This is a genomic window from Rhizobium sp. YTU87027, from assembly GCF_050644135.1.
Taxonomy (GTDB): domain Bacteria; phylum Pseudomonadota; class Alphaproteobacteria; order Rhizobiales; family Rhizobiaceae; genus Rhizobium.
The window spans coordinates 862,788-881,633 of record NZ_CP098440.1 but is presented as its reverse complement, the minus strand read 5'-3'; the positions used below and the strand labels follow the sequence as shown (position 1 = coordinate 881,633).

19 protein-coding genes and 1 tRNA gene are annotated in these 18,846 nt (G+C 58.6%); 4 read left to right on the top strand and 16 right to left on the bottom strand.

The window, feature by feature from the left end:
• Positions 1 to 8: 8 nt before the first annotated feature.
• Complete coding sequence (locus tag NBG89_RS04405) at positions 9 to 863, top strand: MOSC domain-containing protein (RefSeq protein ID WP_431321879.1); 855 nt, start codon at positions 9 to 11, stop codon at positions 861 to 863.
• Here the strand turns inward: NBG89_RS04405 and NBG89_RS04400 are convergent.
• The 11 genes from NBG89_RS04400 to rpoZ form a co-directional block, all read right to left on the bottom strand.
• Complete coding sequence (locus NBG89_RS04400) at positions 860 to 1,858, bottom strand: aldo/keto reductase (RefSeq protein WP_431321878.1); 999 nt, start codon at positions 1,856 to 1,858, stop codon at positions 860 to 862. The genes NBG89_RS04405 and NBG89_RS04400 overlap by 4 nt on opposite strands.
• 107 nt (positions 1,859 to 1,965) lie before the next feature.
• On the bottom strand, positions 1,966 to 2,724 hold the full coding sequence (gene recO, locus NBG89_RS04395; RefSeq protein ID WP_431321877.1) for a DNA repair protein RecO: 759 nt from the start codon (positions 2,722 to 2,724) through the stop codon (positions 1,966 to 1,968).
• A 67-nt stretch (positions 2,725 to 2,791) separates the two neighbouring features.
• Positions 2,792 to 3,154 (bottom strand): response regulator, encoded by a 363-nt coding sequence (locus NBG89_RS04390; protein ID WP_431321876.1) that lies wholly within the window; start codon positions 3,152 to 3,154, stop codon positions 2,792 to 2,794.
• Between the two features lie 215 nt (positions 3,155 to 3,369).
• Positions 3,370 to 4,308: a GTPase Era gene (gene era / locus NBG89_RS04385; RefSeq protein WP_431321875.1), complete on the bottom strand. Its 939-nt coding sequence runs from the start codon at positions 4,306 to 4,308 to the stop codon at positions 3,370 to 3,372.
• A gap of 8 nt (positions 4,309 to 4,316) precedes the next feature.
• On the bottom strand, positions 4,317 to 5,036 hold the full coding sequence (rnc, locus tag NBG89_RS04380; protein ID WP_431321874.1) for a ribonuclease III: 720 nt from the start codon (positions 5,034 to 5,036) through the stop codon (positions 4,317 to 4,319).
• Entirely contained in the window at positions 5,033 to 5,776 is a 744-nt protein-coding gene (gene lepB, locus NBG89_RS04375; RefSeq protein ID WP_088694137.1) for a signal peptidase I, read from the bottom strand. The genes rnc and lepB overlap by 4 nt, the downstream gene beginning before the upstream one ends.
• A 102-nt stretch (positions 5,777 to 5,878) precedes the next feature.
• Complete coding sequence (gene acpS / locus NBG89_RS04370) at positions 5,879 to 6,295, bottom strand: holo-ACP synthase (RefSeq protein WP_431321873.1); 417 nt, start codon at positions 6,293 to 6,295, stop codon at positions 5,879 to 5,881.
• Positions 6,292 to 6,876: a DUF2062 domain-containing protein gene (locus tag NBG89_RS04365; RefSeq protein ID WP_431322777.1), complete on the bottom strand. Its 585-nt coding sequence runs from the start codon at positions 6,874 to 6,876 to the stop codon at positions 6,292 to 6,294. Before NBG89_RS04365 ends, acpS begins: the two co-directional genes overlap by 4 nt.
• A gap of 141 nt (positions 6,877 to 7,017) precedes the next feature.
• Positions 7,018 to 7,167 carry a DUF3563 family protein gene (locus NBG89_RS04360; RefSeq protein WP_081930954.1) on the bottom strand — a complete coding sequence of 50 codons (150 nt, stop codon included), beginning with the start codon at positions 7,165 to 7,167 and terminating at the stop codon, positions 7,018 to 7,020.
• A 184-nt stretch (positions 7,168 to 7,351) separates the two neighbouring features.
• Positions 7,352 to 9,595 carry a RelA/SpoT family protein gene (locus NBG89_RS04355; RefSeq protein ID WP_431321872.1) on the bottom strand — a complete coding sequence of 748 codons (2,244 nt, stop codon included), beginning with the start codon at positions 9,593 to 9,595 and terminating at the stop codon, positions 7,352 to 7,354.
• 100 nt (positions 9,596 to 9,695) lie between these two features.
• Positions 9,696 to 10,100, bottom strand: coding sequence for a DNA-directed RNA polymerase subunit omega (rpoZ, locus tag NBG89_RS04350; RefSeq protein WP_088694134.1), 405 nt, complete (start codon positions 10,098 to 10,100; stop codon positions 9,696 to 9,698).
• Between the two features lie 285 nt (positions 10,101 to 10,385).
• Here rpoZ and NBG89_RS04345 point away from each other — a divergent pair, with 285 nt between their 5' ends.
• Entirely contained in the window at positions 10,386 to 10,967 is a 582-nt protein-coding gene (locus NBG89_RS04345; RefSeq protein ID WP_088694133.1) for an NYN domain-containing protein, read from the top strand.
• Positions 10,968 to 11,027: 60 nt separating this feature from the next.
• On the opposite strand, the gene smpB is transcribed toward NBG89_RS04345, so the two are convergent.
• Together smpB and dapA are read right to left on the bottom strand one after the other, a co-directional pair.
• Complete coding sequence (gene smpB / locus NBG89_RS04340; RefSeq protein WP_088694132.1) at positions 11,028 to 11,507, bottom strand: SsrA-binding protein SmpB; 480 nt, start codon at positions 11,505 to 11,507, stop codon at positions 11,028 to 11,030.
• Between the two features lie 103 nt (positions 11,508 to 11,610).
• Entirely contained in the window at positions 11,611 to 12,495 is an 885-nt protein-coding gene (gene dapA / locus NBG89_RS04335) for a 4-hydroxy-tetrahydrodipicolinate synthase (protein WP_431321871.1), read from the bottom strand.
• Positions 12,496 to 12,708: 213 nt separating this feature from the next.
• Between dapA and NBG89_RS04330 the strand changes: the two genes are divergently transcribed.
• The gene (locus tag NBG89_RS04330; RefSeq protein ID WP_431321870.1) at positions 12,709 to 14,781 is read left to right on the top strand and encodes a lytic transglycosylase domain-containing protein; all 2,073 of its coding nucleotides are present in this window, start codon (positions 12,709 to 12,711) and stop codon (positions 14,779 to 14,781) included.
• 59 nt (positions 14,782 to 14,840) lie between these two features.
• A complete protein-coding gene (locus NBG89_RS04325; RefSeq protein ID WP_431321869.1) occupies positions 14,841 to 15,731 on the top strand; it encodes an alpha/beta fold hydrolase in 891 nt (296 codons plus the stop codon).
• A 98-nt stretch (positions 15,732 to 15,829) separates the two neighbouring features.
• Here the strand turns inward: NBG89_RS04325 and NBG89_RS04320 are convergent, their stop codons facing one another.
• From NBG89_RS04320 to NBG89_RS04310, 3 genes are all read right to left on the bottom strand, one after another.
• Positions 15,830 to 16,870 (bottom strand): porin, encoded by a 1,041-nt coding sequence (locus tag NBG89_RS04320; RefSeq protein ID WP_431321868.1) that lies wholly within the window; start codon positions 16,868 to 16,870, stop codon positions 15,830 to 15,832.
• 566 nt (positions 16,871 to 17,436) lie between these two features.
• Positions 17,437 to 17,527, bottom strand: a tRNA-Ser gene (locus tag NBG89_RS04315).
• Positions 17,528 to 17,607: 80 nt separating this feature from the next.
• The gene (locus tag NBG89_RS04310; RefSeq protein ID WP_431321867.1) at positions 17,608 to 18,825 is read right to left on the bottom strand and encodes an NAD(P)/FAD-dependent oxidoreductase; all 1,218 of its coding nucleotides are present in this window, start codon (positions 18,823 to 18,825) and stop codon (positions 17,608 to 17,610) included.
• Positions 18,826 to 18,846 lie beyond the last annotated feature (21 nt).

Sequence of the window (18,846 nt, the reverse complement as noted above, 5' to 3'; positions counted from 1 at the left end):
AGCACTTAATGCGCATTACCGACCTTTTCATCTATCCGCTCAAGAGCGCTCGGGGTATCGCGCTGCAATCGTCAGAGATCGACGCATTCGGGTTGCCCGGCGACCGGCGGGCGATGATCACAGATCGCGACGGACACTTCATCACGCAGCGTGAATTGCCCGACCTCGCTCGTATCGCCGTACAGGTCGGACCGTCGACCTTCCATTTCACCATGGGCGACAGGCAAATGACGGCACAAATTCCAGCAGCTACAACGCGGATGGACGTCTCGATCTGGAAATCCATCGTCAATGCCGCCGTCGCTGACGATACGACCAACGATGCGCTCTCAACTTGGCTCGGGCGCGACGTAAAACTGGTTTTCTTCGATCATCAGGCAGAGCGCTCCGCCAGCACGGAATGGGCCGGCGAAGGCACGCCCGTTACATTTACCGACGGTTATCAGATACTGGTCACGACGACGGGCTCCCTGCGAGCATTGAATGCTGATCTCGAGGCGCACAGCGAAGGTCGCGTCGGTATGGAGCGGTTTAGGCCCAACATCGTCGTCGACACCGAGGAAAGCTGGGCTGAGGACCGGTGGGCGGCCATCGAGATCGGCGGAATTCGTTTCGATCTCGTCAAGCCCTGCTCACGCTGCATCATGACGACGCAGGATCAATCAAGCGGATCCCGCGACGTCCCCAATCCGATGCCGGCCATGGGCCGCATTCGGATGTCTGCGGACCGGCGTGTACCCGGTCCGCTCTTCGGCTGGAATGTCACCCCTCGCGGGACCGGTCGGATTGCTGTCGGCGATCCGGTGAAGGTCATCGAGGAGAGGCCCGAAGGCTGGGCTTTCAAGGTGCGCAACAGCGCTTAGGCTCGAAGCATAAGCGCCTCATCGATCTCACTCATCACCGCTGGCGATAGCGGGCCTTTGGCCAACGCGCCGGCGTTTTCTTCAACCTGGGCAACGGTGCGGAAACCCGGGATCGGCAGGGTTCGGGGAGAGCGCGCCCAGAGCCATGCCAGAGCACCTTGCGTAAGAGTTCGACCGTCAGACTTCAGCAGCTCGCGAACCGCCTCCAATCGCGCCGCAAATTCGGGCGCGATCCGGCCGTCCTTGAAATAGACCATCCAGTCGAGGCTCGCGCCGCGAACATCCTTGTCTCCGACTTTGGTGTCGGCGCGGAACTTTCCGCTGAGCAACCCCATCGCGAGCGGCCCACGGTTGATCGAGATCAGTCCATGCCGTTCGATCACCGAGATCATGTCTGGCACAGGCTCGAAGACATTCATCGTGTGCTGGACGGAAACGAAACCGACGCGGTCGGCATGTCGCGCTGCACGATCGGGATAATCCGTGCTCCATCCGAAGGCGTCGACCTTGCCCTCGCCGCGCAAATTCTCCAGGGTTTCGAAGACATCGTCCGACTGCGCGAGCGGAAAGTCGTTCAGATGGAATTGGAGCAGATCTAGGCGATCCCGCTTCAGCCTACGTAGCGACGTCTCGGCCGAGCGGCGAATAAAGGCCGGATCCGCGAAGGCGCCGGTTGCCTGTTTTGTCTCGGGATCGGTGGCAAAGCCGAACTTGGTCGCGATGACAAGATCGCTCCGGTTGCCGATCGCGCGGCCGAGCACTTCCTCTGAATGTCCTGCCCCATAGTTCGAGGCCGTATCAAAGAAGCAGATACCGAGCTCGATGGCGCGATGAATGGCTGCGATGGACTCGTCGTCATCGACCTCGCCCCACCCGAGCGGTGTATCGCCGGCATAGAAGGGGCCGCCGATTGCCCAGCAGCCCATACCCAATCGGGGTATTTCATAATCATTCCAGAGCGTTATCGTCGTCATCACATCGGGCTTGGTCAGCATCGTCTACTCCTCCGATCGCTGGGTGCATGCGATCGAAATAGGCAGGCGAGCGAGGCTCGTAAAGCGCCTGCTCTGCATGATATTTTTCACCAATGAAAAACAGTCGATCAGATCGACAGCTCGTCCTGCGCGGCGGCTGCCTTCAGTGCTTTCAGCGCGGCCTGCACAAAGCCCTCGCGCGCGGCCGCTGCTTCCACTCCACGCGGCTCATAGACATGGCGATGAAGGAAGAATGCAGTCAGTCGGAACGCGGCATTGAGGCTTTCGATATCCGCTGCGCGGTTTGCCTCACTGTTCAGAAATAGCGGTAGGAGCAGCATCTTGTCCGCCCAGGGAGCACCTGCAGTCCGACTGACGGCCCTCCCCGACTTTGGGGATACGTAAGCAAGGTCGGAACGAACGCCCGTCGCCGCACACTCGGTCAAATCGAGGCCAAAACCGAGGTCGTTCAGAACGGCGAGTTCAAAGCGGACAAAAAGCTCGCCTGCGTCCGCCGGATTGTGGAGATTGTCTAGAATGACCTCAAGCGCCTCGAAGAGATGCGGATGCGGATCGCGTTCTGGCAGCAACCGCAGCAACGCGCCCATGGCCTGTACACCATAGACGGCAGTCGCGGTTTCCATCAGACGTGCTGCGCGCAGCGTCAGTGGCTCGATACGAAATTCGCCAAGATGCTCGTCAAGACGCGCGCGCCATGTGACCTCGACCTCGTTGCCAGGCTGAAGGACAGGCTGCATGGCTCGGGAACGGCCGGAGCGGACCATGCCGAGATGACGGCCACGCTCGCGCGTCATCACCTCGGCGATAACGCTGGTCTCGCCATGGCGCTTGACGCCCAAGATGATTGCCCGGTCGTGCCACTGCATCGGAAGCGAACTCTGAACTCTACGATTCGATTCTACCGCAACGCCGACGCTCTGTCATGAAAAGGCGTCAGGCGTCTGCCGGAAACAGCTTCTGAAGGAAGTCGCGCATTGCCGATTCGCCAAAGGGTTTGACGAGTAGTGGTATATTCTGAAGGTCTTCGGGAAAATCCTTTGTGTCAGAATAGCCGCTGACAAACCCGAACGGGATGCGGATGCTCGCCAAATGACGGGCGAAATCGAAGCTCATGACTTCGCCGAGGTTGACGTCCAGCAGGGCGAAATCGAACGTTTCGCTCTTGGTCGCCTCCATCGCCTGCTCGAGGCTACTGACGATGCCGATCGTTTCCACGCCGACCTGGCGAAGAATATCCTCGGCCTCCATCGCGATGATCAAACTGTCCTCAAGGACCAGCACACGGTTTGCCTTCATACCCAACACGCCCCTCGCTGAGTGTCACCCAAGACGCTCGGCTCCTGCATTTCCCGGATTTCCACCTATGACGCCCCATGGCTCATTGGCCGACGACTTTTTACCGCTTAGCTTGCATAGCCGCTTTTTCGTTTCGGGTCGATAAAAAGCACAGCAAGAAGAAAGATGGCAGGGTGACGCAGGTGGGCTCCGGCCGGCGGATGAGATCGTCGACCTTACTTCGGGAAATCCAGCCCCATTTCGCGGAAGCGCTCGGGGTCATCGCCCCAGTTTTCGCGAACCTTCACGAACAGGAAAAGATGGACGGGCTGTTCGAGGATTTCGGCAAGCTCCCGTCGGGACGCCGACGAAATCGCCTTGATCGTTTCGCCGCCTTTGCCGAGGGCGATCTTCTTCTGACTGTCGCGTTCGACGTAAATCACCTGCTCGATTCGGACCGAGCCGTCCTTGCGTTCTTCCCATTTCTCCGTCTCGACATGCGACGAATAGGGAAGCTCCTGATGCAGGCGCAGGAACAGCTTCTCGCGGGTAATCTCCGCCGCAAGCTGGCGCATCGGAAGATCGGAAATCTGGTCTTCGGGGTAGTACCAGGGTCCCTCGGGCAGCGTCTTTGCCAGATAATCCATGACGTCCTCACAGCCGGAGCCATTCTCTGCCGAGATCATGAAGGTATGCGTGAAGGCAATCTTCTCGTTGGCAGCCGCCGCAAGCGCCAGCAAATCTTCGCGCTTGACCCGATCGATCTTGTTCAAGACAAGAATCTTTGGCTGATGCACCTCCTTGAGACCCTCAAGAATAGCTTCCGCATCCCCCCGAAGACCGCGTTCGCTGTCGATCAGCAACATGATCAGGTCTGCATCCTTTGCGCCGCCCCAAGCAGATGTGACCATTGCGCGGTCGAGCCGCCGACGTGGCTTGAAGATCCCAGGCGTATCCATAAACACGACCTGCGCATTGTCATGGATCGCAATGCCGCGCACGATGGCTCGCGTTGTCTGCACCTTGTGGCTGACAATCGAGACCTTAGCGCCGACCAGGCGATTGACCAGCGTCGACTTGCCGGCGTTGGTCGGCCCGATCAGCGCGACGAAGCCCGACCGAGTCGCACCCGCAGTTTCAGCGGCGTCATCCGCCATATCGTGTTCTTCCGTCATTTATCCCGTCAGTTTCCGGCAGACGATTTCTGCCAAATGCCTTCGCGTTCCAGCATTCGAGTGGCTGCGACCTGCTCTGCGGCCCGCTTTGAGCGTTCAATGCCCGTTTCAGGCTTAACACCGGAGACCTCAACAGTCACCGTGAAGCGCGGATCATGATCCGGTCCAGTGCGTTCTTCAACCCGATAGATCGGCGTGATGCCGAATTTGGCGTGCGACCATTCCTGCAACTCGGTCTTCGCGTCCCGCCGCGCCCCGTCGGCGCGTGCTGCCCGCTTTTCCCAGAATTTCAGAATGAAACGTCGAGCAACCTCAAGGCCTCCATCGAGGTAGATCGCAGCGATAAGGCTTTCGACCACGTCGGCTCGCACGTTCATCATGCGCTTGCCAGTCAGCTTCTTGACGTCGGCACCCGTGCGAATGAAGAGATGCAAACCGAGTTCATCGGCGACTTCCGCGCAAGTATCGGCACTAACAAGCTGGTTGAGCCGCACCGAAAGTTCACCCTCGGTCGCCGCGCCGAACGTGCGGAAGAGCAGTTCGGCGACGCAGAGGCCAAGTACCCTGTCGCCAAGAAACTCCAGCCGCTCGTAGTTGCCGCCTTTTTGCGTGCGAGCACTCGCATGCGTCAGGGCCCGGTCCAGCCGCTCTTTCTCGGCGAACGCATGACCGATCAGGGCTTCAAGCCGTGTCCGATCCGCCGCCGAGAGCGTCTGCGCCTTGCTCATTCAACGCCCTTGAAAAGACGATCCCAACGCATGTTCGTCGGCCACTTCCAGACCTCGCGGAACGAGGTGTCGTTGCCGAGCGAGAAGAAGATAACGCTGGCGCGACCGACCAAGTTCTCAGCCGGCACGAATCCGACATCGAAGCGGCTGTCGAGCGAATTGTCGCGATTATCGCCCATCATGAAGTAGTGACCTTCAGGAACGATGAACTCGCGGGTGTTGTCGCCACGCGAAACCGGGGACTGATCCAGCGTATCGTAGCTGACACCGTTATCCAGCGTCTCGCGGAACACTGGTACGTCCTGGCCCGGGTCCTGCGCGTAGTCGGAATTGAACGTGCCATCCGGCACCTTCGGAACCGGCTTGCCGTTCACATAAAGAACGCCTTCCTTGACCTGAATGTGATCGCCGGGAAGCCCGACCAGACGCTTGATGTAGTCAACGTCCGGGTTCGGCGGGAACCGGAAAACAACAATGTCGCCGCGCTTCGGCTCGCTCGCAAAGATGCGACCGCTGAAAAGGTTCGGCGAGAAAGGCAGCGAATACTTGGAATAGCCGTAGGCGAACTTGTTGACGAATATGTAGTCGCCAACGAGAAGTGTCGGCATCATGGAGCCGGACGGAATGGTGAACGGCTGAAAAAACACCGTTCGGATAACCATCGCCAAAATCAGCGCCTGGGCGATGACCTTGATGTTTTCCCAGAGGGCGTTCGGCTTGGTTTCGACTTTTTCGGACACGCAGTCTTATTCCTTCAATGCACCCCAAGGGCGCAACTCTTGTTTGCTTCTCTCTAGCGGCTTCGGCCGATTGCGGCAATGGCGCCAACATTAAAAGCGACTCTACGTCGCTGATCGGGCATTTTCCGGAAGCGCTTCAATAATGACGAAAGCCTGCGCCAAGGGATAATCATCCGTTATCGTCAAATGAATGGCAGCCTTGTGGCCAACTGGCAGCAGCGACTGCAGCATCTCGGCCGCCCCGCCTGTCAGCTTCATCGTCGGCTTGCCACTCGGCAGGTTCACGACGCCCAGATCTTTCCAGAACACCCCTTGCGCCATGCCTGTTCCAAGAGCCTTGGAACAGGCTTCCTTGGCGGCAAAGCGCTTGGCATAGGACGCGGCGCGATTGGCACGCCGATCGGATTTTGCCCGCTCGATCTCGGTGAAGCAGCGATTGGTAAAACGCTCGCCGAAGCGTTCGAGGGATTTTTCCACCCGCCTGATATCGATGAGATCGCTGCCGATGCCGATAATCATACGGTTTCCTGTACTGGATGTGACAGCCGCACTCGGGCACGCGCCATCAGGCGTTCGCGGCGGCGCGCCTGGAAACCTCTCACCGTGTAGAAGGTCGCGAAATAGACAATGACCGAGGTCAAAAGTGCGGGTGGGATGGAGCCGACAAGCATGGGCTCAAGCACGGGTCGCCAGAGCTCGCTGAAATGCAGCTCATGAAACAGAGCGCCAAGATCGATCGATTGCCCCTGCATCGTATCCTGACGCGCAAGAAGCAGGTGACCGATCTCCCAAGTCGCGCCCCAGATGAACGGATAGGTCAACGGATTACCGAAAGCCGCGCAGCCAAGCGCGGCGGCGACCATATTGCCGGAGAAGAGATAACTGAGCACGAAGGCCATGATGAAATGAACGCCGATAAAAGGCGTCCACGACACGAAAATCCCGGCGGCAACACCCATGGCGACGGCATGCGGAGACGCCGTCAGGCGTAGAACACGCATCGTGAGGTAGCGGAGCGGCCGCAAGAATCCCTTGCGAGGCCACAACAACTCACGCAACTTTTCACGAAATCCAGCAGGTTTTCGACGTCGGAACAACATGGCGCGTATGTAGTGCAACCCGCACCAGCGTGACAAGAGCGTCAAACCATCTCAGTCATTATTTGATCACCGCAGACTGAGCATTCACCAGGGGCGTGATATGCAATACGCCCCTCCCATTCTTCAAGTATAGACCCGATGTTAACGGGCGCGGAAAAGGCCGCGATCAACCTGACGCTGACGATATTCAAGATCGATACGGTCAAACGAGCCGTTCAGGTAAGCGATTTCACGTTCTTCGGCAGTCGGAGCGCGCAGTGCGCGAGCGATCTTCTTGATAGGTGTAAACATTTCTTTACCTCATCTTCTGTTCATTTCCTGATGACTGGAAGATAGGCGCTCACAGCAACAATTACCAACGCTCTAAGGTAGGCGCAGCCATGCGCTGCGTGCATATCTAGCCTTATATCAGTGCGATTTTTGTCTCGAAGCGATCACAAAATGTGCAGATAGCTCGCCGATCGGCTTCGCCGGCTTACTCGTAAAGCCGGCGAACCGTCGCAACGCACTCCAGATCCTTCAGCTGGGCAAGCAGCTGATTCAGCTGCCGGAGGTCCCAAACCTCGACATCGAGCGTCATTTCGGTGAAGTCGGTTGCAACGCGCACCGTGTTGAACACGCGAATATTGACGTCAACGCCGGCAACAGTCTGGGCGAGCTTCGCCAATGTACCTGGCTCGTTCAAAGCATTGACCATGATCCGCGCCAGAAAGCGCGACTTGTTGGCCTCATCGAGATCCCAGCGAACATCGATCCAGCGGTCAGGCTGATCATCGAAATGCTGCAGCGTCGGCGACTGGATCGGATAGATCGTAATCGCGTTACCCTTCTCCGTGGAGTTCATTATCCCGACGATACGGTCGCCCGGTACGGCGCCTGTCGGCGCAAACTGCACATCGACATTGCTCGAAATACCACGGATCGGCATCGTATCCATGTCAAGATCGGTCTTGAGCTCTGCGCCATCAATGCCCGACTTCGGCTTACCGGGAATCTTGAAGATCATGCCCGACGCACTGCGAACGTTAAACCAACCGTCGTCGCCGCTGGGCTTGGCCGTCACGCGTTCTTCCAGATGATCCGGATAAACGGCGCGCAATACGTCGAGCGACGACATTTCACCACGACCGACAGCAGCGATGGCATCTTCGACATCCTTCTGGCCAAGGCGATGGAGCGCGGGCTTCATGGCTTCGCGTGAGAAAATCTTGCCGGCTCGCTCAAAGGTGCGCTCCAGAATGCGATGACCGAGGCCAGCATACTGCTTCCGGATCGCCAATCGCGTGGCGCGTCGGATCGCTGCCCTCGCCTTGCCTGTCACGACGATCTCTTCCCAGGCTGCGGGTGGCACCTGCACGCCCGAGCGAATGATCTCCACCTCGTCGCCATTTGCCAGGCGGGTCACGAGAGGCATGATACGGCCGTTGATCTTGGCACCGACGGTCGTGTCGCCGATGTTGGTGTGAACGGCATAGGCGAAGTCGATCGGCGTTGCGCCACGCGGAAGCGCAATCAGTTTGCCCTTCGGCGTGAAGCAGAAGACCTGGTCCTGGAAGAGCTCAAGCTTCGTGTGCTCCAGGAATTCCTCGGGACTATCCCCTTCTGCAAGCGCCTCAATCGTGTGCCTCAGCCAGGAATAGGCATTGGATTCACGCGAAAGGATATCGTTGTCTGACGTCGAAGCGCCATCCTTGTAGAGCGTGTGTGCGGCGATACCGAATTCCGCGATCTCGTGCATGCGCTTGGTACGGATCTGCAGCTCGATACGCTGGCGGGAGGGGCCGACGATCGTGGTGTGCAGCGAACGGTAGTCGTTCTGCTTCGGCGTCGAGATATAGTCCTTGAAGCGTCCGGGGACCACGCGCCAGCGGGTGTGGACGATACCAAGCGCCCAATAACAGGCCGGAATATCATCGACGAGAATGCGGAAGCCGTAGACGTCCGAAAGCTGCTCGAACGACAGTGACTTCGACTGCATCTTGCGGAACACGGAATAGGGCTTCTTCTGGCGCCCCTTGACGATGGCGCCGGTCAGCCCGTTCGCAACGAGCAGATCACCCAACTCAGTCTCGATCTTCTTGACGAGCCCTTCGTTGCGCTTCGACAGTTCCTCGAGCCGCCCGGTTACCGTTTCGTAGGCTTCGGGATTGATGTGGCGGAACGAGAGGTCTTCCAGCTCCTCGCGCATATCCTGCATACCCATGCGGCCAGCCAGCGGCGCATAGATATCCATGGTCTCCTCGGAAATGCGGGCCCGCTTTTCCGGCGACATGTGATCCAGCGTGCGCATGTTGTGCAGGCGATCGGCGAGCTTGACCAGCAGCACGCGCACGTCGTCGGAGATGGCGAGCAGCAGCTTGCGCAGGTTTTCAGCCTGCTTGGCTTTCTTGGTGACGAGGTCGAGCTTCTTGATCTTAGTCAGCCCTTCGACCAGCCGACCTATATCCTCGCCGAAGAGCTCATCGATTTCGGCGCGGGTGGCAGTCGTATCCTCAATGGTATCGTGAAGCAGCGCGACCGCGATCGTCGACTCGTCGAGATGCATGTCGGTGAGGATGGCGGCGACTTCCAGCGGATGCGAGATGTAGGGATCGCCGCTGGCACGCTTCTGTTGTCCATGCTTTTGCATTGCATAGACGTAGGCTTTGTTCAGCAGGGCTTCGTTGGCGTCGGGCTTGTATTTCTGAACCCGCTCCACGAGCTCGTACTGCCGCATCATCCCGAAACCACTCCATTACAAAAGAAAAGCGCGCCAATCACGGATTGGCGCACATGATATGCGATAATATGCCGAAGCTATAATGGTGCAAGGTTGACGATTAGTAATCGTCGCTCTTTTCCGGCGGTACGAGGCCTTCGATCCCAGCCAGAAGTTCTTCTTCCGACATCTGGTCGAAGGTGATCGTTTCCGGCAGATCGTCCTGCTCTTCGCTGTCGGCTGCAGCGACGCCGCCGGCTGCGATGAGGCTCGCCGCATCGGGCTCGGGCTCGTCGACTTCGACATGCTTCTGCAGCGAGTGGATCAGGTCTTCCTTTAGATCGTCCGGAGACAGCATCTCATCGGCAATCTCGCGAAGCGCCACAACCGGGTTCTTATCGTTGTCACGATCGATGGTGATCGAGGCGCCCTGGGAAATCAGCCGAGCACGGTGGCTGGCAAGCAAAACCAGCTCGAAGCGGTTCTCAACTTTATCAATGCAGTCTTCTACGGTGACACGGGCCATTGCCTGTCCTTTGCGGTCGTGATCTCGGGATTAACACGCCCGATACAATTAAAACCGGACAAATTCAAGTTTTCATTGCGCGAAGCCCCAACGGGCAACGCGGTGAATTTTGAAACCGAAAACGGGTTTCCACCAAAAGTTGCTTGGAATATCCCGAATCGTGCCCTAAATCTCTCTTATATGAATAGTTCATAAAGTAAGAATTGTTCCAAGCGGCCGCATAACCCATTGTTTCCTTGGATTTTGACGGTAGCACCAAGATTGCTCACATTGGATTGGTACGCGATGTTTGATCCACGCGAAAAAATTGCTCTTTTTATCGATGGCGCCAATCTCTACGCTGCGTCCAAAAGCCTTGGTTTCGATATCGACTACCGCAAGCTGTTGAAGGCATTCCAGAAACGCGGCTATCTCTTGCGCGCCTACTACTACACGGCGCTGATCGAGGATCAGGAGTACTCCTCCATTCGCCCCCTGATCGATTGGCTGGACTACAACGGCTATAAGGTCGTCACAAAGCCGGCGAAGGAATTCACGGATTCGATGGGCCGCCGAAAGATCAAGGGCAACATGGACATCGAGCTTGCGATCGATGCCATGGAGCAATCGGAAACCGTCGATCATCTCGTCATCTTCTCCGGCGACGGAGATTTCACGACACTCGTCGAGGCACTGCAGCGCAAGGGCCGAAAGGTTTCGGTCATCTCAACGATGGCAACACAACCGCCGATGATTGCCGACGACCTGCGTCGCCAGGCCGATCATTTCATAGACCTTCTCTCCTTGAAGAGCGAGATCGGGCGCGATCCCTCAGAGCGGCCACCGCGGCCGACCGAAACCGCGACGCCAACCGATCTGGACGCTTAAGCCAAATAATCCGGGACCGTGATATACGGGTGGAAATACCGGTCTGGACTCTAGCTATAGCTAGCCATTGTCCTTGAGAAGACGGCTCTTCTGCCTGTTCCAATCGCGCTCCTTCTCGGACTCGCGCTTGTCGTGCAGCTTCTTGCCCTTGGCGAGCGCCAGTTCCATTTTAGCGCGGCCGCGATCGTTGAAATAGATCTTCAACGGGACCAAAGTCATGCCTTCGCGATTGATCCCCGCCCTCAGGCGATTGATCTCGCGGCCGGAAAGGAGCAGCTTCCGGCGCCGACGCGGCTCGTGATTGAAGCGGTTTGCCTGCAGATATTCGGGCAGGTAGGAATTGATAAGCCAGATCTCGCCGTCCTCATCCGAGGCATAGGATTCCGCGATATTGGCCTTCCCCTCGCGCAGCGACTTGACCTCGGTGCCCTTGAGCACGAGGCCGGCTTCATAGGTATCGATGATCTCATAGTTGAAGCGCGCCTTGCGGTTCTCCGCAACGATCTTCTTGACGACGCGCTCGCTGCCTTTGGGGGCCATGACACATTCCAAATGCTTGAGGGCGCGACTGTCGCGCCCTTATCTCGTACCTTGTATGTAAGGGAACATCGGCCGCCTGTGAAGGCAGGTCGAGCGGCTTGCCTTAGTTCAGCAAGCCGGCATGGCGCATGGCGGCATCGATCGCCGCTTCCGTGGCAGGCTCCAGCGTCGATACGAGCGGCGAACGGACATTGCGGCTCATCCGCCCCAGCTTTGCCAAGCCGTACTTTGCTCCGCAAAGGCCGGGCTCCAGGAAGATTGCCTTGTGTAGCGGCATCAGGCGGTCCTGATATTCCAGCGCCTTCGCGTAGTCACCGGCAAGCGTCGCTGCCTGGAACTCCGCGCAAAGGCGCGGCGCCACATTGGCCGTCACCGAGATGCAGCCGACGCCGCCATGGGCATTGAAGCCGAGCGCGGTCGCATCCTCGCCGGACAACTGCTTGAACTCCTTGCCGCAGGTCAGACGCTGCTCGGACACTCGTTCGATCTTGCCGGTCGCATCCTTGACGCCAACGATGTTGGAGTGTGCCTTGGCAAGCACGCCCATCGTCTCGGGTGTCATATCGATCACCGAGCGGCCGGGGATATTGTAAATGTAGATCGGCAGCTTCACAGCCTCGGCGATCGCCGAAAAATGCGCGATCAAACCCTTCTGGGTCGGCTTGTTATAGTAGGGCGTGACAACGAGGATCGCATCCGCCCCTGCCTTCTCGGCATGCTGAGCAAGCTCGATTGCTTCGCGCGTATTGTTCGAACCGGCGCCTGCCATGACGGGGACGCGCTTGGCTACCGCTTCGATGCAGAGCTCCACCACCCGCTTGTGCTCGGCATGCGACAGCGTCGGAGATTCGCCGGTCGTGCCGACCGGAACGACACCGCTACTGCCTTCTTTGATCTGCCAGTCGACATGGCTCGCGAACGAAGCTTCATCCACTTGTCCGGCATCGGTAAAGGGAGTGACGAGAGCGGGAATGGATCCCTGGAACATGCAAAACTCCTCATGGCCAAATTCACGCTTCGGCCGCATTCCTTGAATATTGGTGGGGCACCATAGTGCGGCGAAATCGCCGCGACAAGCGCGCATGGATCGGTTTAGGGCAAATTCCGATAGCAAATGTGAACGAAGTTTACTGGCGTTAGTAAGCTTTCGTTAAGATGGCTCCCGCCAAATGGTTGGGCGTGTTTTCGTTGTGAGTGTCCCATGAAGAGAGCAGTCCTGATCGTGTCGGCCCTCGGCTTTACCGCCGCCGCGTGGAGCAGCGTCGCGTCGTCGCTTCCCAATGAGAACACCCCTGTTCCCGACGTGAAGCCGATCGGTTTCGTCCCGCAAACGTCGGTGCCGGAATCGATCGTCACCGGTTCGATTCCGCGCAGCCCGCCCATCACACCCGTCAACAGCGATTTGAAGTCAGGGCTTGATGCGCTTTCGGACAATGATCCGATGCAGGCGCTTTCCATTCGCGACCGCATGGGGCGCGGGACGCTTGACCGCCATATTCTGACCTGGGCGATAGCGGTCTCCGGACAGAAGGGCATTCCCTCCACGGAGATCGCAGCAGCGTCCCAGGAATTGCAGGGATGGCCAGGGCTCGCGAAATTGCGTGCCTATTCCGAACGCGCCCTCTACGACGAAAACCCTGGTCCAAGCTCCGTCTTGACCGCCTTCGGACAGACCGCGCCCGAGACGACGTCCGGCGCGATGATCCTGTCGCGCGCACTCGTTGCAACAGGCAAGCAGAGCCAGGCCGCTAAGTACATTCGCAAGGTCTGGCGCGGTGAGACGCTAGACAAGCCGACCGAAGATAAGATTCTGGCGGAGTTTTCCGGCTTGCTAACGCCAGCCGATCATAAGGCGCGAATGGACTACCTGATGTATCGCAATCGCGCGGCACAGGCCAAGCGCTTTGGCGACATGGGCCAGGCTCAATCACTCTACAAGGCCTGGGCGGCCGTCGTAAACAAGGCGCCGAACGCTGGCGCACTTCTTGCCGCGGTCGACGGCCAATGGAAAGGCGATGCCGGTTACCTCTTCGCACGCATCGAATACCTGCGGAAACAGGACAAGTATGCGGAAGCCGCCAAGCTGCTGCAGAAGGCGCCTCGCAATCGGGAAGAATTGGTCAATGCCGGCGAGTGGTGGAACGAGCAACGGATTGTCAGTCGCGGCCTCGTCGACCAAGGAGAATTCAGGGCCGCCTACGGGATCGTTGCCAACTATGCCGCAACGACACCGACCGACATCGTCGAGGCCGAGTTCCATGCGGGCTGGTACGCGCTGCGCGGTCTGCAGGATCCCGCTGCGGCGCAGACGCATTTCCGCAAGATTCTCGATTTCTCCAATGGACCGATTTCCGTGTCGCGCGCCTGGTACTGGATCGGGCGGTCCGCCGAGGCCGGCGGACCTGGAAAGGCTTCCGAATTCTACGCCAAGGCCGCGAGCTATCCGACGACCTTCTACGGCCAGCTTGCCAGCGACAAGCTTGGCCGCAAGACATTGAATGTGAGTTACCCGTCGCCGACGACGGCCGACCGCGAGCGCTACCTGTCGCGGGAAGCGGTACAGGCCATTGCCCGTCTCGATGCGGCCGGCCACGGCTGGCGGGCCAAGAGCCTGTATCTCGCCCTTGCCGAGCAACTGCAAAGCCCGGGAGAACTCGCAGTCCTGAGTGCGCAGGCGGAGCGCTCGGGCGACCACCATCTGTCGCTGCAGGTTGGCAAGATCGCTTACTCGCGAGGCGTCGATGTTGCCGCGTTGGCATTCCCGCTCGGCGTGATTCCGACGAATGCCAATATCTCGGGTTCCGGTAAGGCACTCGCCTACGCGATTGCCCGCCAGGAAAGCGCCTTCGATCCCGCCGCGGTTTCGGCGGCTGATGCGCGGGGGCTGCTGCAAATCTTGCCGGGAACCGCAAAGGCCGTCGCCAAGCGCCACAATATCGCCTATTCCAAGGACCGGCTGACGGCGGATGCCGGCTACAATGCAACCCTCGGGGCGCATTATCTCGGCGAACAGATCGACGCCTTTGGCGGCTCCTACATCATGACCTTCATCGCCTACAATGCAGGTCCCAAGCGTGTGCCCGAATGGATCGGCCGCTATGGCGACCCACGCGGCCAATCGATCGACACGATCGTCGACTGGATCGAGCGGATCCCCTTCCCCGAAACGCGCAACTATGTACAGCGGGTGATGGAGAACTACGAAGTCTACAAGGCACGTCTCGGCCAGCCGAGCGACATTGTCCGTGACCTGACCGGCGGTCGCCCCTTCTAATCGCGATTTGCGATTACTGCCCGCCTCGCTAATCTGTATCCGCGAAAAGCGGAAGGACGATGAGCGTGGATACGGCAAGAGACGATGGCTTCCGGACAACAACCTACCGGAGCGGTGATGGACTGGCACTTTATGCGCGAGACTACGGCCCCGAGATCACGCACCAGCTGCCAATCATTTGCCTCCCGGGATTGACGCGGAATTCGCGCGACTTTCACCAACTGGCACTGCTCTTGTCGACCGACCCGGCGACACCAAGACGCGTTATCACGCTCGACTATCGTGGACGAGGCCGCTCCGATAGGGATGCCAACAAGGCAAACTACAATCTCGGCGTCGAAACGCGGGATGTCATCTCGGCATGCCAGCATTTCGGCATCGATCGCGGCATCTTCATCGGCACCTCGCGTGGCGGGTTGATTCTTCATCTTCTGGCTGGGATGCAGCCAGATCTGATTGCCGCGGCGATCCTCAACGACATCGGGCCGAAGATCGAGGCAAGCGGCCTCAAGCGCATTCGAGACTATCTCAATGCCGGCGCCACCCCAAGCGACTGGCCGGAGGCGGTCACGCTCCTCAAGGCCTGTCATGGCCGGTATTTCCCTGCCCTTAACGAGCATGACTGGCGGGAGATGGCGTCGGCGGTCTATCGCGACGTCGATGACAGGCCGGTGGCCGACTTCGATCCCGCCATCGCCGCTCAGTTGCAGATGATTGATTTCGACCAGCCGCAGCCAGATCTCTGGCCGTACTACATCCGGTTGGCCAAAAAGCCGCTGATGGTCATCAAGGGAGAATACTCGGATCTTCTCTCGGACGAGACGCTTGCCGAAATGAAGGCCCGAGATTTACCGCTCGCCGTACTGGAGGCGCCTGGCCAGGGGCACCCGCCGCTGCTTCATCTGGAGCCGATCTTCAGACATATCCGGCGCTTCGTTGCAGAAGCATAGAGGCTACGCAACAGAGGAGTTCGCTCCTGCGATATCCACACAAAGAAAAAGCCCGGCTCGAAAGCCGGGCTCTCCTGATTGACCGAAGTCAGATCAGATTAGAACGCACGCTGCAGACGGAAGTAACCGCTCGTCACGTCGTCGATGTTGTCACCGTCGAGGTACTGAACCGAAGCCTTGGCGTAGAAGTTGTCGGTGATCTGGTAATCAACCGTCAGACCAACCTTCCAAGCGTCGTCGCTGGAGAAGTCGTTGGAGCTTTCGTCTTCCATGTAGTTACCGAACCACTGGGCACCGGGGGTGATCTTCAGCTTGTCGGTGGCCTGGATCGCGTACTCAGCTGCGACAGTCCACTCAGACTGATCGTAGTAAGAGTTCGTGCCAGATGCCCAGACAGCTGCGAGGCCGAGGGTGCCAGGACCGATTGCAACCGTACCCATAGCACGGATCGCACCTTCTTCGTTGTCGGTGTCATAGCCGCCGATAACCTGGTAGGTGAAGGCACCTGCCTTGCCACCTAGGCCGAGCGCAACGCCGACGTTGTTCGGGTTTTCGCCGTCCTTGAAGGCACCGTCTTCGAGCTCGTCAACCGAAATACCGGCGTAGAAATCGCCAGATTCGTACTGATAACGGATCGAGTTATGCAGCGTCTCGTGGCTTGCGAGAACGTCGGTTTCACCCGAGAGACCATCGTCCCACCAGCTGTAGAACAGACCAGCGCGGAAGCCGGCGATGTCGATGTAGGCCGAGTCGAGCTTGGTGTTCTGGTTCTCAGCATCGTCTGCATTTGCCTGCAGAACGATCACGCCGGTAAGCGGACCATATTCGGTATCGCTCTTGGCCGTGAACTGAACCTGACCGCGGGTGAAGGCATCCCAGTCAGACGTACCGATCAACCCGCTACCACCATTGTGGCCAGACTGGTCCGGACCAACGTCAACCTGGAAACGGATGTAACCTTCGATCTTCAGGCAGGTTTCCGTGCCCGGGATGTAGAAGTAGCCGGTGCCGTAAGCGTCGCAGACGCGGACGTATTCAACCGGTTCCGGCTCAGCAGCAACGATAGCGTCAGCAGCCTGAGCACCGGAAACTACTGCGAGAGCAGCAGCGGAGCCGAGAAGAAGGCTCTTGATGTTCATATTGACCTCCAATTCAAAGTTTCGATCGGGTCTGGGTTTTTCGCCGTTAGAGCAGCGTTCCCTGCCCCATCCCCATGTTTCAAGAAGTCGGACGATCAACCGCCCTCGCTTCCGAAGTTGAAAATACAAGACCGGGACTGTCACGCAATCACCAACTTGCCCGTTTGGGGTATTTGCGACAGCCTTCCGCATGCGCTGTTGCCGAAAGGTCACAAATGCGGCACGCGCCCCTGCCGTTTCTTTATACTTTGTTAAGAAACCCCTGATTCTGCGGGAGTTTACCGGCGTTGGACAACGGCTTGGGGCTGTGGATTGTGCCACATTGGAACCAGTTTCTCGCCGGATTCGCGTCTTTTGTCGGAGATGTGGCGGATAGCTAGTAGGCGCCTCCGCCGGGCGGCAGGCGCGATCGCTGCAGAATCAGTTTCGCTGACTGACGATGATTCTCACTTCGATTCTGTTGACGCGAGATTCGGCACGCCGAGCGCGAAGGTGGTAGTCATCGCGCAAAAAGGATAGCACCCTATGGGGCAACCACATCAAAACAGATTGTACAATGATTGTAATGGCGGAGAGGAAGGGATTCGAACCCTCGATACGCTTTTGACGTATACTCCCTTAGCAGGGGAGCGCCTTCGACCACTCGGCCACCTCTCCGGTGGGAGCCTGATAGAGTCATTCGGCAGGTGACGCAAGCGCTTTTTCGGCTTTTTCACCTGATGCTAAGGCGACCGGCCTCAGCTCAATAGCTGCTTGAGATCAGCAGACGCGTCCGCGATGATCGCCCTGTCGGGATTGATCCCCGATTCCAGCATCTTCTTGCCACTGACATAGGCCTTGGCGTCATTGATCGCATCGACGGCGATGAACGACCCGTTCTTGAAATACCAAATGGAATGCGCGCCGTCGCGCGCGCCCGGGCGCAGAATCGTGTCGTCATAGCCCATATTGAAGCCGGCGATCTGCAGCTTCACATCGTACTGGTCCGACCAGAACCAGGGTTTGGGATCATATGCTTCGTTCCCGCCGGCAATGATGGTGGCAACAGCCTCCGCCTGATCGACGGCGTTCTGCACCGATTCGAGACGAATGCGTCCGCCTTGCCACGGCAGGACCGCGCAATCGCCGGCAGCAAAAATCGACGGATCGGACGTGCGGGCGAATTCGTCCACAATGATTCCGTTAGCAACCTCGAGACCGGCCTCCTTGGCAAGCTGGTCGTTCGGGACGACCCCAATGCCGACGATGACGAAGTCGACCTCGATCGTAGAGCCGTCGGAGAGTTCGGCAGCGACCACTCTGCCTTCGTGGCCGACTAGATGCTTCAGTCCGGTCTTCTCACGGATGACGACATCATGCGCTTCATGAATCACCCGCATGATATCGGCCGTCTCCTTGGCGGCGACGCGCTGGAGGATTCGGTCGGCCATTTCGATTACCGTGACCTCGAGGCCGCGGTGACGGGCGACGGCCGCAGCCTCAAGTCCGATATAGCCTCCTCCTATGATAAGGACTCGGCGACCCGGCCGCATCTCGTCAGCCAAGAGGTCGGCATCGCGCTTGTCGCGTGCCACATAGACGCCTTCGAGTTCTCCACCGATTGATGCCGGCAGCGCGCGCGGCGTCGATCCGGTCGTCAGTGCCAGGGTGCCATAATCCAACGCCGAGCCGTCTTGGAGGAGGACCTGCTTCTTATCGCGCACGATCTGTTCCGCCCAGGTCGAAAGCCTGATCTCAACATCGTTGTCCGCGTACCAGTGCTCCGGTCGGAACAGCAGGCGATCGAACGTCATCTCACCGAGCAGATACTTCTTTGTGAGCGGCGGCCGCTGATAGGGAAGCGCGTCTTCCGCACCGATGATGGTGATTGGGCGTGTATCCTTGAGTGCACGCAATTTCGCGGCCAATGCAAAGCCCGCCTGCCCCGCGCCGATGATCACCAGTCTGTCCGTCACGTTCTCACTCCCAGCATACAG

Bases quoted from the DNA above. Each gene is read 5' to 3' on its own strand.
- NBG89_RS04405 (WP_431321879.1), top strand. From the start codon at position 9: ATGCGCATTACCGACCTTTTCATCTATCCGCTCAAGAGCGCTCGGGGT.
- NBG89_RS04400 (WP_431321878.1), bottom strand. From the start codon at position 1,858: ATGCTGACCAAGCCCGATGTGATGACGACGATAACGCTCTGGAATGAT.
- recO (WP_431321877.1), bottom strand. From the start codon at position 2,724: ATGCAGTGGCACGACCGGGCAATCATCTTGGGCGTCAAGCGCCATGGC.
- NBG89_RS04390 (WP_431321876.1), bottom strand. From the start codon at position 3,154: ATGAAGGCAAACCGTGTGCTGGTCCTTGAGGACAGTTTGATCATCGCG.
- era (WP_431321875.1), bottom strand. From the start codon at position 4,308: ATGACGGAAGAACACGATATGGCGGATGACGCCGCTGAAACTGCGGGT.
- rnc (WP_431321874.1), bottom strand. From the start codon at position 5,036: ATGAGCAAGGCGCAGACGCTCTCGGCGGCGGATCGGACACGGCTTGAA.
- acpS (WP_431321873.1), bottom strand. From the start codon at position 6,295: ATGATTATCGGCATCGGCAGCGATCTCATCGATATCAGGCGGGTGGAA.
- NBG89_RS04365 (WP_431322777.1), bottom strand. From the start codon at position 6,876: ATGTTGTTCCGACGTCGAAAACCTGCTGGATTTCGTGAAAAGTTGCGT.
- NBG89_RS04360 (WP_081930954.1), bottom strand. From the start codon at position 7,167: ATGTTTACACCTATCAAGAAGATCGCTCGCGCACTGCGCGCTCCGACT.
- NBG89_RS04355 (WP_431321872.1), bottom strand. From the start codon at position 9,595: ATGATGCGGCAGTACGAGCTCGTGGAGCGGGTTCAGAAATACAAGCCC.
- rpoZ (WP_088694134.1), bottom strand. From the start codon at position 10,100: ATGGCCCGTGTCACCGTAGAAGACTGCATTGATAAAGTTGAGAACCGC.
- NBG89_RS04345 (WP_088694133.1), top strand. From the start codon at position 10,386: ATGTTTGATCCACGCGAAAAAATTGCTCTTTTTATCGATGGCGCCAAT.
- smpB (WP_088694132.1), bottom strand. From the start codon at position 11,507: ATGGCCCCCAAAGGCAGCGAGCGCGTCGTCAAGAAGATCGTTGCGGAG.
- dapA (WP_431321871.1), bottom strand. From the start codon at position 12,495: ATGTTCCAGGGATCCATTCCCGCTCTCGTCACTCCCTTTACCGATGCC.
- NBG89_RS04330 (WP_431321870.1), top strand. From the start codon at position 12,709: ATGAAGAGAGCAGTCCTGATCGTGTCGGCCCTCGGCTTTACCGCCGCC.
- NBG89_RS04325 (WP_431321869.1), top strand. From the start codon at position 14,841: ATGAGCGTGGATACGGCAAGAGACGATGGCTTCCGGACAACAACCTAC.
- NBG89_RS04320 (WP_431321868.1), bottom strand. From the start codon at position 16,870: ATGAACATCAAGAGCCTTCTTCTCGGCTCCGCTGCTGCTCTCGCAGTA.